Annotated in this window: 11 protein-coding genes and 1 pseudogene; 10 read left to right on the top strand and 2 right to left on the bottom strand. The window is 66.0% G+C overall.

Translation table 11 applies throughout. The annotated features are described in order from the left end of the window. Positions 1-30: 30 nt before the first annotated feature. Entirely contained in the window at positions 31-2,076 is a 2,046-nt protein-coding gene (locus JQ573_RS14545; RefSeq protein ID WP_212310508.1) for an adenylate/guanylate cyclase domain-containing protein, read from the top strand. 384 nt (positions 2,077-2,460) lie between these two features. Here JQ573_RS14545 and JQ573_RS14540 read toward each other — a convergent pair whose 3' ends face one another. After that, complete coding sequence (locus JQ573_RS14540) at positions 2,461-3,207, bottom strand: FadR/GntR family transcriptional regulator (RefSeq protein WP_249131696.1); 747 nt, start codon at positions 3,205-3,207, stop codon at positions 2,461-2,463. A gap of 159 nt (positions 3,208-3,366) precedes the next feature. Between JQ573_RS14540 and JQ573_RS14535 the strand changes: the two genes are divergently transcribed. From JQ573_RS14535 to JQ573_RS14500, 9 genes and pseudogenes are all read left to right on the top strand, one after another. Beyond that, complete coding sequence (locus JQ573_RS14535) at positions 3,367-4,398, top strand: TRAP transporter substrate-binding protein (protein WP_212310507.1); 1,032 nt, start codon at positions 3,367-3,369, stop codon at positions 4,396-4,398. Positions 4,399-4,407: 9 nt separating this feature from the next. Next, positions 4,408-6,264 carry a TRAP transporter large permease subunit gene (locus JQ573_RS14530; protein WP_212310506.1) on the top strand — a complete coding sequence of 619 codons (1,857 nt, stop codon included), beginning with the start codon at positions 4,408-4,410 and terminating at the stop codon, positions 6,262-6,264. A 12-nt stretch (positions 6,265-6,276) separates the two neighbouring features. After that, on the top strand, positions 6,277-7,260 hold the full coding sequence (locus JQ573_RS14525) for an NAD(P)-dependent oxidoreductase (protein ID WP_212310505.1): 984 nt from the start codon (positions 6,277-6,279) through the stop codon (positions 7,258-7,260). Positions 7,261-7,422: 162 nt separating this feature from the next. Then, positions 7,423-8,619, top strand: a complete 1,197-nt coding sequence (locus tag JQ573_RS14520) for an ABC transporter substrate-binding protein (RefSeq protein ID WP_212310504.1) — start codon at positions 7,423-7,425, stop codon at positions 8,617-8,619. Between the two features lie 19 nt (positions 8,620-8,638). Next, positions 8,639-9,496, top strand: a complete 858-nt coding sequence (locus JQ573_RS14515; protein ID WP_212310503.1) for a branched-chain amino acid ABC transporter permease — start codon at positions 8,639-8,641, stop codon at positions 9,494-9,496. Continuing rightward, the gene (locus tag JQ573_RS14510) at positions 9,496-11,295 is read left to right on the top strand and encodes an ABC transporter permease subunit (protein ID WP_212310502.1); all 1,800 of its coding nucleotides are present in this window, start codon (positions 9,496-9,498) and stop codon (positions 11,293-11,295) included. Before JQ573_RS14515 ends, JQ573_RS14510 begins: the two co-directional genes overlap by 1 nt. Next, entirely contained in the window at positions 11,276-12,022 is a 747-nt protein-coding gene (locus JQ573_RS14505; protein WP_212310501.1) for an ABC transporter ATP-binding protein, read from the top strand. The genes JQ573_RS14510 and JQ573_RS14505 overlap by 20 nt, the downstream gene beginning before the upstream one ends. Positions 12,023-12,157: 135 nt before the next feature. Continuing rightward, positions 12,158-12,298, top strand: a pseudogene (locus tag JQ573_RS40910) (double zinc ribbon domain-containing protein); the annotation flags it as partial. A gap of 36 nt (positions 12,299-12,334) precedes the next feature. Then, positions 12,335-15,295, top strand: a complete 2,961-nt coding sequence (locus JQ573_RS14500) for an adenylate/guanylate cyclase domain-containing protein (protein ID WP_212310500.1) — start codon at positions 12,335-12,337, stop codon at positions 15,293-15,295. Here the strand turns inward: JQ573_RS14500 and JQ573_RS14495 are convergent. Beyond that, positions 15,210-15,887 carry a class I SAM-dependent methyltransferase gene (locus JQ573_RS14495; protein WP_212310499.1) on the bottom strand — a complete coding sequence of 226 codons (678 nt, stop codon included), beginning with the start codon at positions 15,885-15,887 and terminating at the stop codon, positions 15,210-15,212. The genes JQ573_RS14500 and JQ573_RS14495 overlap by 86 nt on opposite strands. Positions 15,888-15,889 lie beyond the last annotated feature (2 nt).

Below are 15,889 nucleotides of genomic sequence, written 5' to 3'. Positions count from 1 at the left end.
GTAAAGCAACCGCTGATCCGGACCTCATCGATGCGCATCGGCATCCGCAGCGCCATCTCCGCCCTCGTCCTGACCTCGATCGTGGTCAGCGCCGTCGGCGTGCATCTGTTGTGGTGGCGCACCGCACAACGGGTGAGCCAGACGCTCGCCGACACCATCAACGACCAGATCGTCTCCGCGGTCGGCGACGAGCTGCAGTCGATCACGACCGAAGCGCGCTCGTCGATGACTGCGGTGCGGACGCTGTTGACCGAGAAGGTGCTCGACGCCCGCGACGCGCGCAAGCGGCAGTTCGTGTTCCTGTCGCAGCTGCAGTCGCAACCGACCATTTCGTGGGTTGTCTTCGGCTGGCCGGACGGCTCGTTCTTTGGCGCCCACAAGCTCGGCGACGCCGGTCTCGAGATGCTGACCATCTCGCCCGACCGCAAGCTGCGGGCCGATCAATACGACTATGCCGGCATCGACATCAAGCCGAAGGGCAGCACTGTCGAGGACGGCAAATATCTGGTCACGGAGCAGCCCTGGTTTCGCGATGCGATCGCGGCCCGCGACCAGCAATGGTCGACGCTGACGACGCTGCCCCGCGGCGAGCGGCTGGCCGCGATGCTGGCGGTGCCGATCGACGTCGACGGCGAGCGCACCGGCGTGCTCGCCATCATCATCGAGCTGACCCGGGTGTCGAACTTCCTCTCGCAGCTCACGGTCGGCAAGTCCGCGGGCGCCTTCCTGCTCGATCGCGACGGCGGCGTGATCGCGTCGCCCGATGCTGACGCCGACGAGCTGAATGCGCTGAAGACCGACCACCCGCTGCTGCCGGTTGCGGTCGCCGCGGTCAGGCAGGCCGGCAAGGCCTACGATCCCGGCGAGGGCGAGGCGTACCGGTCCCAGGTGACGCTGGACGGGCAGGCCTATCAGGCGGTGCTGACGCCGATCTCGTTCCCGGGCTGGTCGCTGGTGACGGTGGTGCCGGAATCCGAATTCCTCGGCCCGGTGCGGATGACGATCCGCAACCTGCTGATCGGGCTCGCGGCGCTGATCGCGGCCGCCGGGTTGTTGTCGGCCTGGCTGGCGCAGCGCCTGATCGCGGCGCCCCTGATCAAGGTGGTCGGCGAGATCCGGCATGTCGAGCGTTTCGATCTCGACAAGGTCGAGCGGCATCCGTCGCGCCTTGCCGAGATCGAGAACCTCTCGGGCGCGATCGGCGACATGGCGCAGGGGCTCGCCGCGTTCCGCAAATACATTCCGGCCGATCTGGTGCGGCGGCTGGTCAGCGACGGCAACGGTGCGCGGCTCGGCGGCGCCGTGCGGCCGATGAGCGTGATGTTCGTCGATCTCGCCGGCTTCACCGGCATGTCGGAACGGCTCGGCGACCGCATCATCCCGTTGCTGTCGCACTACTTCGACATCGTCTCCGCGGCGATCCAGCAGGAGAACGGCACCATCGACAAGTTCATCGGCGACGCCGTGATGGCGTTCTGGGGCGCGCCGGCGGCCAATCCGGATCATGCCGCGGATTGCTGCCGGGCGGCGCTCGCCTGCCAGCGCGCGGTCGCGCAGGCCGGCCTCGCCGATGACAAGGGGGAGCCGGTCAGGATCCGGATCGGCATCAATTCCGGCGACATGTTGGTCGGCAATATCGGCTCGGAAGTGCGGCTCAACTACACCGTGATCGGCGATGCCGTGAACATCGCGAGCCGTCTCGAGGGCACCAACAAGGTCTATGGATCGACCATCATCATCGGTCCGGAGACGCGGCGTCTGGCCGGCGACCGCATTGTCGTCCGCGAGCTCGACCGGCTCGCCGTTTATGGCCGCGCCGGCGGGCTCGAGATTTACGAATTGATCGCAATGGCCGACGAGGGCGCGATCGTGCGCGACTGGATCGCGTCCTATGAGACCGGGCTTGCGGCCTGGCGCGCCGGCGACTTCACCGCAGCGATCGCAGCGTTCGAGAGGTCCTTGCAACTCCGCGGCACGGACGTGGCTTCGACGCAGATGATCGCGCGATGCAGGCATCAGCTCGCCAATCCCACCGATGAGGATTGGGACGGCACCACGGTGGCGCGGTCGAAATAGCGGGAGCTGCGCAGCGGCGTGTGCAAAGAGTCCGTCAGGTGCGGCAAAGCAGACCGACGGGCAACTCAATGCGAAGCTGCGTCCCCACCACAACTGTCATCGCCCGGCTCGACCGGGCGATCCAGTACGCCGCGACCCCTCGGCTCAAGCACAGGCGTCTCTGGAATACTGGATCACCCGCGCATGCATGCGCGGGTGATGACACCGAACTTGCCCGAGATCGCGCCACCTACTCGATGTCGTCCTGGCGAAAGCCAGGACCCATTACCCCGAATGCCGATTGTTATGCACCGCTGGAACGACGAGTCCCGCCTACAACATCCGCCGCGGCGTATGGGTCCTGGCTTTCGCCAGGACGACGATGGGGAGAGAGTTGTGCGCTCATCACCGCTTGCGCGCGCCTTTGTTCGCCGGCGTCTCGAACTCCCGCCCCCGAATTCGCACCAGATCGTCGGCGGAATGCGTCAGCAGCACCACCGTGGCCTCGCGTGCAGCCTCGGCATCTCCGGCGGCAATCGCGTCCAGCATCGCGCGGTGCTCGATCAGCGCGCGGGGGCGGTGCGAGCCGGGGGCTGCGATCGTAAAGCTCTGGCGCAGGGTGATCTCGAACATCTGCGCGATCGGCCAGAAAAACTCGTTGCGGGTCGCGAAATAGATTGCCTGATGGAAGATGATGTCGGCGGCGACGAACTCGTCGTTGGTCTTGGCCGCGTCCATGCCGTCGCATCCGGCGCGGATGCGGGCGATGTCGTCTTCCCCGGCATGGGTCGCTGCCAGCGCTGCGGCGGCGGGCTCGACCGCGGAGCGCAGCTGGAACAGCTTGGCCAGATAGCGATCGATCTCCGCGGTCTCGAGGTGCCAGCGCAGCACGTCGGGATCGAGCTGATTCCACTGCTCGGGTGGCCGCACCCGCGTGCCGCTCTTCGGCCGCGACTCGATCAACCCCTTGCCGGTCAGCGTCCGCATCGCCTCGCGCACCACCGTGCGGCTGACATCCATCATCTCGCAGATCCGCATTTCCGGCGGCAACGTCTCGCCGACGCGGATCTCACCGCGCACGATGCTGCTGCCGACGCGGTCGGCGACCTGGCTGTGCACGCTCCGGCGCAACGCGTTGGAGGTCTGGAACATCGGAAGCCTCGCTGCGGTTGGTTGTCTGCGCCGCCGCCGCGGCACTCTTGCACAACCGAATATGTTTTGTCATACATTATGACAAAAGCGCTGCCAAGCTCGCACCAACAAGGCGGGTGGCTTAGACAACAAGATCCGTTCCTGGGGAGGAGCATCATCATGATCTCGAAGCATGTGAACCGCCGCATCGTGTTGCGGTCGTCGGCTGCTGCCGCGGCGTGGCTCGCCGCCGCGCCGGCGATCATCGGCCGCGCGCAGGCCGCGACCATGAAGATGCGGTGCTCGTCGTCGCTTCCGAACGATCCCAAATATGCCAACGGCCGCGTCTACTACGACAACCTCGTCAAGAGCCTGAAGGCGAACGGGCTCGGCGAGCAGATCGAGGTCACCTTCTTCCCCGACAACCAGCTCGGCCAGGAGATCGACGTCATCAACTCGGTGAAGCTCGGGGTGATCGACCTGATGGTCTCGGGCTCGTCGATCTCGGCGAACCTCGTGCCGTTGGTCGGCACGTTCGATCTCGGCTACCTCTTCACCAGCTACCAGCAGCAGACCAAGGCGTTCGATGCCGGCGCGGCGAAGCCGATCGAGGATGCGCTGCTCAAGGGCGGCAGCATCCACATCATCGCCTGGGCCTACAATTTCGGCGCCCGCAGCGTGCTGACAAAGAAGCCGGTGAAGAGGCCGGAAGACCTCGCCGGCCTGAAGATCCGCACGCTGCCCAACCCGATCATCACCGAATGCCTGCGCCTGATGGGGGCCGCGGCGACGCCGCTGGCGTTCGGCGAGATCTATACGGCGCTGCAGGCCGGCGTACTCGACGGCCTCGAGCACGATCCGCCGACCATCCTGGCGAGCAAGTTCTACGAGACGGCGAAGCACTACGCGCTGACCCAGCATATCTTCTCGCCGCTCGCGGTTTATTTCAGCGACACCACCTTCAATCGCATGGCCCCCAAGCTGCGCGAGGGCTTCCTTGACGCGGCGAAGCAGGCCGCGACCGAAACCCGCGCACATGGGCTCGCGGTGGAGAAGGAGGCACTGGCGACCCTGGTCGAGAAGGGCGTCACGGTCGTCGAATGCGACAAGGAGGCGTTCCGCAAGCGCGTGCTGCCGCAGACCGACAATTTCATCAAGGCGCGGCCCGAGGCGAAGGCCGTCGTCGATCTGATCCGCGCCACCCAAGCCTGAGGTCGGCGCATGTCAGTCGCTGCAGTTGCGACGAGAGGCAGCGCCGATCGGATCACGGCGCCGCTGCTCGCCGTCAGTGACGCGATCGCTGCGGTCCTGCTCGCCGCCGATCTCGTGGTGGTGTGCGTCTCGGTGCTGGCCCGCTTCCTGTTCAATGCGCCGGTCGAATGGTCCGACGACGTCGCCCGCGGCCTGATGGTCGGCTCGAGCTTCTTCGGCGCGGCGAGCGCGCTCGCGCGCAGCGAGAATCTCGGTGTCGCCTTCTTTGTCGACATGCTGCCGCCGGGCGTGCGCCGCGTCGTCGACGCGGTCGGTGCGCTGCTCGTCACCATCATCGCAGGCTATGTCGCGTTCAACGCCGTCAAGATGGGCTGGCTGACCACCGGCCAGACCTCCGGCTCCGGCCTGCCGCTGGAATGGACGTTCTATCCGATGGGCGTCGGCGCGGCGTTCATGACGATCTTCGCGCTCGAGACGTTCTGTGGCCGGCCGCTGCGCGACATGGTGGCCGGCATCGTCGCGACCGCAATCATCGCCGGCCTCTATCTGGCCTGGGACGCGCTTGCGCCGTCGTCGGTGCCGTCGTCGCAGGCGTTGATGCTGATCGGCTTCTTCCTCACGCTGTTCGGCGGATTGCCGATCGGCTTTGCGCTGGCGCTGGCGGCGCTGATCTTCATCTGGGTGGAAGGCACGCTGCCCGGTGTGATCTTCGCCCAGCAGATGGCGCGCGGCATCGACAATTTCGTGCTGCTGGCGATCCCGTTCTTCATCCTGGTCGGCTATCTGATGGAAGCCAACGGCATGTCGGTCCGGCTGATCGAGCTGTTGCAGCGTGCGGTCGGACGCATGCGCGGCGGGCTCAACGTCGTGATGGTGATGTCGATGGTGCTGTTCTCCGGCATCTCCGGCTCCAAGATGGCCGACGTTGCCGCGGTCGGCTCGGTCTTGATCCCGGCGGCGCGCCGCTCGCGGCAGAATCCGGGTGGTGCCGTCGCGCTGCTCGCGGCCTCCGCCGTGATGGCGGAGACCATTCCGCCCTGCATCAACCTCATCATTCTCGGCTTCGTCGCCAATCTGTCGATCGGCGGACTGTTCGTCGCCGGCATGCTGCCCGCTGCGCTGATGGCGCTGGCGCTGATCGCGGTGTCGATCATCTTCGGCAAGCGTCCTGCCGCGAATATGGAGGCCGAGCCGCGCGCCGCAGTATCTGGCCTGTGGACCGGCGCGATCGCCTCGTTCGGGCTGATCTTCATGATCTTCTTCGGCTTCAAGAGCGGCTTTGCCACCGCAACCGAAATCTCCGCGTTTGCCGCGGTCTACGCCATCGCCGTCGGCAGCCTGTTGTTCCGCGAACTCGGCGCCAAGAGCCTCGCGCACTGCTTCGTGCAATCGGCGACGCGCTCGGGCCTCGTGCTGTTCATCGTTGCGGCGGCGCAGTCGCTCGCCTTCATCCTCACGCTGCAACAGGTGCCGCACGCGGTCGGCGACCTCATGCTGGCGATCTCGGGCAGCCACGGCGTCTGGCTGTTCATGCTGCTGTCGATCCTGGTGCTGGTGGTGATGGGCTCGGTGCTGGAGGGCGCCGCGGCGCTGATCATCTTCGGGCCGCTGCTGCTGCCGGTCGCCGTCAAGCTCGGCATCGATCCGCTGCATTTCGGCGTCGTGCTTGTGATCGCGATGGGGCTCGGGCTCTTTGCGCCACCACTTGGTCTTGGCCTCTACGGCGCTTGCCTGATCGGCAATGTGCCGATCGAGCAGACCATCAAGCCGATCTCAGGCTATCTCGGCCTGCTGCTCTTGTGCCTGCTGGTGATCGCCTTCGTGCCCGCCATCAGCACGGCCTTGCCGCATGCGCTCGGTTATTAGGGGGATAGAAACGTGAAAGTCCTCCTCACCCACACGCCGCAGATGCGCCGCGACTATTACGGCGAGCGCAGCCTGAACGGGCTGCGCGCGGTCGCCGACGTCTCGCTGCACGAGGGTGACGAGGCGCTCGACGCGGTTGCCCTGGTCGAGGCCGCAGCCGATGTCGACATCATCGTCGCCGATCGCATGACGCCGGGGCGAGGGGAGATCTTTCCGCTGCTGCCAAAGCTGCGCGCCTTTGTGCGCTGTGCGGTCGATATCCGCAATATCGATGTGGCGGCTGCATCCGCAGCCGGCGTGCTGGTGACGCAGGCGAGCGCGGGCTTCGTCCAGTCGGTCGCCGAACTCGCGCTCGGCTTCATGGTCGATCTGTCGCGCGGCGTCTCGCGTGCCACCGCTGACTATCACGCGGGCAGGGCGCCCGAGGTCGTGATGGGCCGCCAGCTCGCGGGCAGCACGATCGGCATCATCGGCTATGGCAGCATCGGGCGCTATCTTGCCGGAATCGCCAAAGTGCTCGGCATGAACGTGCTGGTCGCTGATCCCTTCGTGAAATCAGACGATGCCGCGATCCGGCATGTGCCGCTCGACGATCTCCTGGCGCGCGCTGACTACGTCGTCTGTCTCGCGATCGCCAATGCGGAAACCGAGAACCTGATCGGGCAGGCCGCACTGGCGCGGATGCAGAGGCACGCGTTCTTCATCAACCTGTCGCGCGGTAACCTCGTCGATGAGGCGGCGCTGGCGGCCGCGCTGCGCGATGGCGGCATCGCCGGCGCCGCGATGGATGTCGGCCGCGCGCCCGACCAGATGCCGGCGCCGGAGCTCGCGAAGCTGCACAATGTCATTGCAACCCCGCATGTCGGCGGCCTGACGCCGCAAGCCATCGAGCATCAATCGTCGGAGACCGTGCGCCAGGTCGCGAAGATCATCGCCGGCGAGATCCCGGTCGGCGCCGTCAATGCCGAGCACTGGACGCGGCGACCGAAGCCATGAACGTTCCGCTGATCTCAATGTCGCGGAGGGGCTGGACAAGACCTTCACATCCAGCTCAAACTTGAGCCCGTCAAACCGCGGCCGCAGAGCGCGCGGACAATCAATCAACGGACGTCCCGCAGCAAACGACGGGCGCCGAGAGGGAAACAGGGAGTGCATCACATGGCCATTTCACGCCGTGACGTTTTATTGGGCAGTGCCAGTGCACTCGGCGCCGCATCATTTTCCTTCCCGGCTCCTGCCATCGCGCAATCGGAACTGATCAAGATCGGCTGTCTCGCGGCGATTACCGGCCCGAGCTCGGCGCCGACCGTCGGGTTCAACCGCGGCGTCAACTTCGCGGTCGATGCCATCAACGGCGCGGGCGGGGTGAAGGGCCGCAAGATCGAGCTCGTGATGCGCGACACCCAGGGCGACCCGACCAAGGCGGTGAACGCCACGCAGGAGCTGATCAGCCAGGCCAAGGTGCACGCGATCTGGGGGCCGTTGAATTCAGGCGAGGCGCTGGCGACGACGCCGATCATGGCGCGCGCCAAGATGCCCGACCTGCATCCTTGCGTCGTCGAGACCCTGATCGATCCGGTCAAGTTCCCCAATGCGTTCCGCATCGCGCCGTCGAACAATCAATGGGATGACGCCGTGCGCAACTATTGCCTGAAGATCCTCAAGGTGAAGAAGGTTGCCGTGATCGGCGACACCACCGGCTATGGCGTCACCGCGGTCGGCGCCTCCGTCGCGGCGTTCAAGAAGGACGGCGCCGAAGTGGTCTATCAGGCCAATATCGACGCCACGCAGCCCGACATGACGCCGGACATGCTGCGCGCCAAGAACGCCGGTGCCGAGGCGATCGTGGTGTGGAGCGTGTCGACCGGCATGGAGGCGCGCATGTTCAACACCCGCGCCGCGATGAGCTGGGATGTTCCCTTCGTCGGACACCCCTCGCTCGCATCGGGCGAGCTTGCGAGCCTCGTTGCAAAACCGGAGAACTGGAAGAAGGTCTATGCGATCGGCTACAAGAGCTGCAGCTATGACAGCGCCGGCAAGCTGCCGCCGAAAAGCGCGGATCTGGTCGCACGGCTGACCAAGGCCAACATCGCGCTGAACGACACGCTGCTATGGTGGATCGCCGGCGGCATCGATTGCATCGAGCTGATCGCCAAGGCGGTCGCGGAAAGCGGCTCGACCGACAGCGCCGGCATCGTCAACTACTGGAACTCGCTGTCGACCTATCCCGGCTATTTCGGCAATTACCGCTTCTCGCCGACCCAGCACAACGGCTATTTGACCGAAGAGATCGTGATGTCGGAAGCCTCCACCGCCAAGGACGGCACCTTCGCACTGGCGCCGGGATACACATAGCAGGGCGAGGGCGCAGCCGATGCTGGCCTCGATCTTTGCATCCGGTCTCGCGGCGGGCGCGATCTACGCGCTGGTCGGCGTGACCTACAACACGATGTTCTCGACCTCGCGGGTGATGAGCTTCACCGCCGGCCAGCTTGCGATGCTGGGCGGCGTATTCGGCTCGATGTTCACGCTGAAGCTCGGCCTGCCGATCGTTGTCGGCTTCGTGCTGACGCTGCTGTGCTGCGCGGTGATCGGGATTATCACCGAATTCGTCGCGGTGCGGCCGGTGCTCAAGAACCTCGACCAGCATCTCTACGTGCTCTCGACCCTGGCGGTCGCGCTGATGATCCAGCAGGTCACCGCGATCAAATGGGGCACCGAGCCGCAACCGTTCCCGCGCATCGCAGGATTCGGCGAGGGCGTTTGGGACGAGAAGTTCTGGCTGCCGGTCGCCGCCTGCGCCGTCACCATCATCGGCCTTGAATATCTCTACCGCCGCACGCTGGTCGGCCGCGCGTTCCTCGCCATCGCGGAGGACAATTTCGCGGCGCGGGCGCTCGGCCTGCCGGAGCGCAAGCTGCGCGTCGCGAGCTACGCGCTTGCCGGCGTGGTCGGCGGTATCGCCGGATTCTCCGGCGGGCAGTTGCTGCTCGCCTTCTTCGCCAATGGCGCGCTGCTCAACTTCTACGGCTTCGTGCCGGTGGCGCTCGGCGGGCTCGGCAACAACCGAGGCGCGATCATCGGCGGGCTGGCGCTCGGCCTGTTCCAGCAGGCGGCGAACTTCCTGGTCGGCGGCATCTTCTCCTCGGTCGCGGTGTTCACGCTGTTCATCGTGGTGCTGCTCGCAGCGCCGCAAGGGTTGTTCGGCGCCTCGACCGCGCGGAGAGTCTGATGACGTCGGTCACGACCACGCCGCCCCGGACCGACAGCGGCGCATGGCGCGCCGCGCTGCCGCACATCCTGCCGTTCATCGGTATCTTGGTCGCAGCGGTGTTGCTGCCCTTCGTCAGCAATGACTATTGGGTGCTGATCGGCACCCGCGCCGCGATCTACTGGGTGCTGGTGTCAGGCCTCAATCTGGTGGTCGGCTTCGCCGGCCACCTTGCGATCGGCTATGTCGCATTGCTGACCCTTGGCGCCTACACGACCAGCGTGCTGGTCGCCGGCAACGTGATGCCGGCGATTCCGGTGTTTGCCGCCTTGCCGATCGGAGGCCTGATCGGCGCGGTCTTCGGCGTGATCGTCGGCCTGCCGGCCTTGCGCCTTCGCACCTTCTACTTCGCGATGTCGACGCTCGGCTTTGCGACCATCGTGACCCAGATCGCGCTGGCCTGGCAGAGCGTGACCGGCGGCGGCATCGGTATTGCCGGTCCGGAATTCCCGGCGCCGTTCAATACGCCGTGGGGCTTCTACGGCCTCTGCATCGCATTTGCCACGTTCACCACCTGGATGAGCGCCAATGTCGCGCGCAGCCGCTTCGGCCGTGCCTTGATCGCGGTCCGTGATGCCGAGGTCGCGGCCGAGGCCAGCGGCATCTCCAAGCCGAAGATGCTGATTGCGATCTTCCTGTTCGCCGGTGCGCTGGCGGCGATCGCCGGTGGGTTGTTCGCAACCCTGCAGACCTACATCACGCCCGATGCGTTCACCTTCGATCTCTCGGTGCTGTTTTTCATCGCGATCCTGATCGGCGGCCGCGGCTCGATTCTCGGACCGATGCTCGGCACCATCATCCTGACCATCCTGCCCGAGATCGCGGCGCCGCTCGCGGCATGGTCGACCTTCCTCTACGCGGTGCTGCTGCTGCTGATCGTGCTGGTGATGCCCGGCGGCATCGCGGCGCTGCTCGATTTCCGCAACCGCCGTCCGCTCGCCAGCAATCGCGCCATCGTTCCGCGCCCGGCGGCGCTCGCCGAGATCGTGCGCCGGCGCGACGGCGGCAAGCCGTTACAGTTGCGCGGCATCGCGCTGAGCTTCGGCAATGTGAAGGCGATCGACGGTCTCGATCTCGATGTCGCGCCCGGCCAGATCCACGGGCTGATCGGACCGAACGGCAGCGGCAAGACCACCACGCTGAACGTGATCTCGGGCTATTACGCCGCGAAGGCCGGCACCATGATGCTCGGCGACGCGATGTTGCCCGCGGGCCAGCCAGTCACGCGCGCGGCCAGCGGCATCGCGCGCACCTTCCAGACACCGCGCGTGATCGGGGAAGCCTCGGTGCTGGAGAACGTCATGATCGGCGGCTCGATAGAGGGGCGGGCCAACTTCGTCGAGGCGATGCTGGCACTGCCGCGCAACGGCGCGGACGAACGTCTGCTCGCCGCCAAGGCGCGGGCGCTGCTTGGCGTCGTCGGCCTCGAAGCGCTCGCCGATGCGCGCGCCGATCGCCTGCAGCACAGCGAGTTGCGCTTCATCGAGATCGCGCGCGCGCTGATGCTCGATCCGGACTTCCTGCTGCTCGACGAGCCCGCGGCGGGTCTCTCAAATGACGAGATCGAGCGGCTGGCGACCCTGATCAAGGCGGTCTGCGCCCGCGGCACCGGCGTGCTGCTGGTCGAGCATCATGCCGACCTGATCTTCGATATCTGTCACCAGGTCACCGTGCTCAATCTCGGCCGCACGCTGGCTGCGGGAACGCCGGCAGAGATCCGCGTCCACAAGGAGGTCGTCAGTGCTTACCTCGGCGGCTGAACCTCTGCTTGACGTGCACGCGCTGGAGTCCGGCTACGGCAAGATCCGCGTGCTGCACGGCATCGACATGACGATTTCCGCCGGCGAGGTCGTCGCATTGCTGGGTCCGAACGGCGCCGGCAAGACCACGCTGCTGCGCGCGATGTCGGGTCTGCTGCCGGTCAATGCCGGGCACGTCCGGTTCGGCGGATGCGACATGACCAACGCCACGCCGCGTGACGCTGCGCGTGTCGGGCTCGTGCATGTGATCGAAGGCCATCGCGTGTTCACGCAGATCTCGGTCACTGACAATCTGCTGCTCGCCGGCTATGACCTGCCGCGCGCCGAGCGCGCCGTGCGCGTCGAGGAGGCGCTCTCGTTCTTTCCCGAGATCGCCGAGAAGCGGCACGAGCGCGGCGGCGCACTCTCGGGCGGGCAGCAGCAGATGTTGACGGTGGCACAGGGCCTGGTCCGCCGCCCGCGGCTGTTAATGCTCGACGAGCCCTCCGCCGGACTATCGCCGGTGCTGGTCGATCGCGTCCTCAACGTCATCGGCCGGCTGCGCGAGCAGGGCACCTCGGTGCTGCTGGTCGAGCAGCTGCTCGAGAAGGCGCTGGCGTGCGCCGATCGGGTCTACGCGCTGGTGCAGGGGACGATCGCGCTGGAGGCCTTGACCGGCGAGGGCGACCTCGCGCGCCGGCTCGAGCGTGCTTATTTCGGCCATGAAAGCCACGCGCTGGGGGCCTGAGGCCGCCTTTCCCCGCGCGCTCAAAACTCGGGCTTGGCGCGTGGCGCCGTTTCTGGCTTGATTGCCCGGTGAGGCTGGCCTTGTTAGAGTGCACCGGAATCCGCAAGCGGACAGTGTATCGGGAAGGTGGTGTTCATGCTGTGCCCGGCCTGTCAATCCGAGACCTTGGCAGAGGATGGTATCTGCCGGTCGTGCGGGCTGAGCTTCTCTTCCGTCTGTCCGAATTGTCAGCATCCGAATCTCGAGACCGCGCGCTTTTGCGGCGCCTGCGGCGAACGTCTGGACCAGGCCCAGCCGGTTGGCGAGCGCAAGGTGGTCACCGTGATGTTCGCCGATATCGTCGGCTCAACCGAGCTCATCGGCGACAATGACCCCGAACTCGCGCTGGCCCGCCTGCCGCCCGCGCTGGAGCGCATGGGCAATGCGGTCCAGCAGTATCACGGCACGATCATGCGCAGCATGGGCGACGGGCTGATGGTGATCTTCGGCGTCCCTCATGCGCAGGAGGATCATGCGTTGCGCGCCTGCCAGGCCGCGCTCGCCATGGTCCAGTCATCGCGCGACAATGGCATCGTGCTGCGGGTCGGCATCCACTCCGGGGAGATCGTCGCCGGCGTGCCGGACAAGTTCACGAAAGAGCAGAGCGTCTATGGCGCTGCCGTGCACCTTGCGAGCCGCCTCGAACACATGGCCCAGCCGGGCGACATCTGCATCACGGAGTCGACATTCAGACTCGTGCAGGCGTCCTGCGATGGGCGCGCACTGGGCCACCAGGACGTCAAGGGGTTTCCGCGGCCGATCGCTGTCTACCGGCTGGTCGGAATGAAGCCGGCTCGAGCGCCCTTCCGCGATGCCGTCGTCGGCGCCTATCGCGGCCGTGATGCCGAACTTGCCGTCCTGCACGACGCCTTCGCCGGGGCCGAGCAAGGCGAGGGCAAGGCGATTGGCATCTCGGCGCCGCCTGGCCTTGGCAAGAGCCGCCTGTGCTTCGAATTTACCCGGACCGTCAAGGAACGTCTGGTTCCGGTGCAGGAGGCGCGGGCATCGCCTTACGATCATTCCGGTCCGTTGCAGCCACTGCTGGAGTTCTTCCGCAACTTCTTCCGGATCGCTTCCACCGACGATGCGGAAACGGCACGCGCCAAGATCGCGGTAAGGATCGAGTCCGCGGTCCCGCATCTGATGGACGACGTCGCGTTGCTGGTCGATTTCCTCGGCATTCGTGACGCGCACGCGCCGGCGCCAGCGATGGACCCGAAGGTGAGGCACGCGCGGCTCGTCAATCTGGTCGCAAGTCTCGTGCGCGACGGTACGCGGACGCCATCGGTGATCATCATCGAGGACATTCACTGGCTGGACGAGGCGAGCATCGAGTTCGTCTCGGCGCTGGTGAATATCGCACATATCAGCCGCGCCCTGATCATCCTGACGTATCGGCCGACCTATCAGGCGCCTTGGACCGATGGCGCTGCGTTTCGGGAGCTGCGGCTCGATGAGCTCCGCGATGAGGACCTGTCCGCCCTGACGTGCGATCTGGTCGGCGATCACCCGTCGACCGCCCCGCTTCGCGACCGCATCGTCGAGCGAAGCGGCGGCAATCCGTTCTTTGCCGAGGAGCTCATCCGCTCGCTGGTCGATAGCGGCGAGCTCGACGGCCGGCCGGGTCACTACGAGGCATTCGGGCAATCGCCGACCGAGACCTTGCCGGCGACAGTCCAAACCGTGATCGGCGCGCGCATCGATCGGCTCGCGCCGGCAGACAAGGAGGTCCTGCAGATAGGGGCGACGATCGGCCGGGAGTTTCCGCTGCCCGTGCTCGCCGAGGTCGCCCGGGCTCATGCGTCCAATCTCTCCGACATTCTCGGCCGCCTGCTGGAAGTTGAACTGATCGAGAATGTGCCCGGCGAGAGTGAACAGGAACGCTTCGCCTTCCGCCATCCGCTGATCCAGGAGGTTGCCTATGCCATGCAACTGCGCACCCGCCGCGTCGAGCTGCATGCCGCAGTAGCCAGGGCGCTCGAACGCTTCCACCACAACCAGCTGAGCGAATATGCCGGCCCGATCGCTCATCATTTCGAGGCAGCCAAGGAATTTGGGCCAGCGGCCGCCTACACCGCACGCGCGGCGGCCTGGATCGGGACCACCAATTCGCGCCTGGCGATGAAGGCATGGTTGAAGGTGAGGTTGCTCGTACAATCGCTTCCCCGCTCGGTCGAGACCGACCGGTTGCGCATGCACGCGTCGGGACAGATCGTGAATCACGGCTGGCGCGAGGGAATGAGCGCGGAGGAAGCTGCGCCATTCCACGCCGAGGCGCTGGATATGGCGCGGCAATTGAAGGACTCCGTTTCGGAAGTCCTGATCCTGGCCGGCTATGGGCGGGTGATGGCCTGCACCGGCTCGGCGGACGAATACGTAGCGCAACTGCTGCATGCGATGGAGGTCTGCGAGGACCCGAGCATCAAGACTATCCTGCAGGTGTTCATGTGTCAGGCCTACGGCTATGCCGGCAAGCTTCGGGAAGCGCTCGCGGCAGGCGAGACCGCGCTCAAGCAGGTTGCGAGCATCGAGAAGTCCCACGAAGCACAGCTCGGCTTCAATGTGGAACGATGGGTTGGGGGCCTGCACGCGCGGCTGCTGGTGCGGACGGGCAGTTTCGATATTGCGCGGGAGAGCATCGCCAAACTGGTTGCCAGCGAGAGCGGTCATCCCGATCCGGCGGTCCTGTTCATTCCGCATCATGCCGGAGTCGAAATGGCTTGGCTCACCCAGGACGAAAAGCTTGCCGATCATCACAGCCTGCGGATCGACGAGATCGCCAGGAGAAACAACACTCCCTATGTTGCGGTGTATGCGAGCGTCTGCCGCGGACTGGCGCTGTCGCTGGCGGGGGACCACGTTGCAGCGATCCAGAAGCTTGGATCGGCGATCCGGCTGGCGCGGGAGGCTTTCACCGGCCTCGAATATGAAAGCGACATGCTGGCATTCCTTGCTGAAATTCATCTGAAGGGTAACAGCCTGGCTGCCGCCTTCAGCGCTGCTGAACAGGGGGTCGCGCTCGCGCGGGAACGGCGGGCGCGACTGGCCGAGTGCCGCTCGACGCTGGTGCTGGCGCAGGTGGTCAACGCGGATAGTTTGCGCTATCCGCAGTATCAGCTGAGCGAACTGCTTGCGCGCGCCCGTCAGCTCATCGAGGAGACCGGCGCGCGGCCTTACGAGAGCCTGTTCCCGGTCGCGCCGTCGCCGACGGCGTCTTGCGGACAAGAAGCGTGAATTCCCGAAGTCCGTAGCCGGTGATCAATTCGACGCGGCCGAACCGCTCGCAAAGCGGCGTCCAGCGCTCCGGCGCGGTGCGATACAGTCCCGCCTCGGCAGGCGCCTCATCGCGAGGCAACATGAAATTGACGGCAAATCCGATCCGGCTGCTGGCGTCGAGATCGGCGAGGATCGCCTCGATATAAGCTTCCCATTCCGCGACCGGATGACCGAGCCGGACGTTCAAGGTCCCGCTCGCGAGCGAGTAGTCGGCGAGCGCGCCGCACTGCGAACCCTCGGCGAACATGGCCCGCTTGTTGGCGGCCCAGCGGGTGCGGGCAGCCGCGATCATGGCCGGCGAGATGTCGATGCCGCGATAGGTCACAGCCGCATCGCCATGGCGCATCGCCAGGAACTCCAGCAGCGCGCCGTAGCCACAGCCGAAATCGTTCAGGCTGAACGGTTGCCCGAAGCGACAAAGCTTCAACAGCTGCACGAAGCGCAGATATTGCGAGACCACGTTCGGCCAATCGACCCCGAGCGGGGTCGGGCCGTGGCGTTGCAGCGTTCCCGAATAGTATTCGCGAACCTTGGCCTGCAGTGCGCGCATCG

This window comes from Bradyrhizobium sp. AUGA SZCCT0105 (genome assembly GCF_018129565.1).
Classification (GTDB): Bacteria; Pseudomonadota; Alphaproteobacteria; order Rhizobiales; family Xanthobacteraceae; genus Bradyrhizobium.
The sequence above is the reverse complement of the archived record's forward strand: the minus strand, read 5'-3'. Positions and strand labels throughout refer to the sequence as shown.

Excerpts from the sequence above, each read along its gene's own strand:
- JQ573_RS14545 (WP_212310508.1), top strand. The coding sequence starts at position 31 with ATGCGCATCGGCATCCGCAGCGCCATCTCCGCCCTCGTCCTGACCTCG.
- JQ573_RS14540 (WP_249131696.1), bottom strand. The coding sequence starts at position 3,207 with ATGTTCCAGACCTCCAACGCGTTGCGCCGGAGCGTGCACAGCCAGGTC.
- JQ573_RS14535 (WP_212310507.1), top strand. The coding sequence starts at position 3,367 with ATGATCTCGAAGCATGTGAACCGCCGCATCGTGTTGCGGTCGTCGGCT.
- JQ573_RS14530 (WP_212310506.1), top strand. The coding sequence starts at position 4,408 with ATGTCAGTCGCTGCAGTTGCGACGAGAGGCAGCGCCGATCGGATCACG.
- JQ573_RS14520 (WP_212310504.1), top strand. The coding sequence starts at position 7,423 with ATGGCCATTTCACGCCGTGACGTTTTATTGGGCAGTGCCAGTGCACTC.
- JQ573_RS14515 (WP_212310503.1), top strand. The coding sequence starts at position 8,639 with ATGCTGGCCTCGATCTTTGCATCCGGTCTCGCGGCGGGCGCGATCTAC.
- JQ573_RS14510 (WP_212310502.1), top strand. The coding sequence starts at position 9,496 with ATGACGTCGGTCACGACCACGCCGCCCCGGACCGACAGCGGCGCATGG.
- JQ573_RS14495 (WP_212310499.1), bottom strand. The coding sequence starts at position 15,887 with ATGCGCGCACTGCAGGCCAAGGTTCGCGAATACTATTCGGGAACGCTG.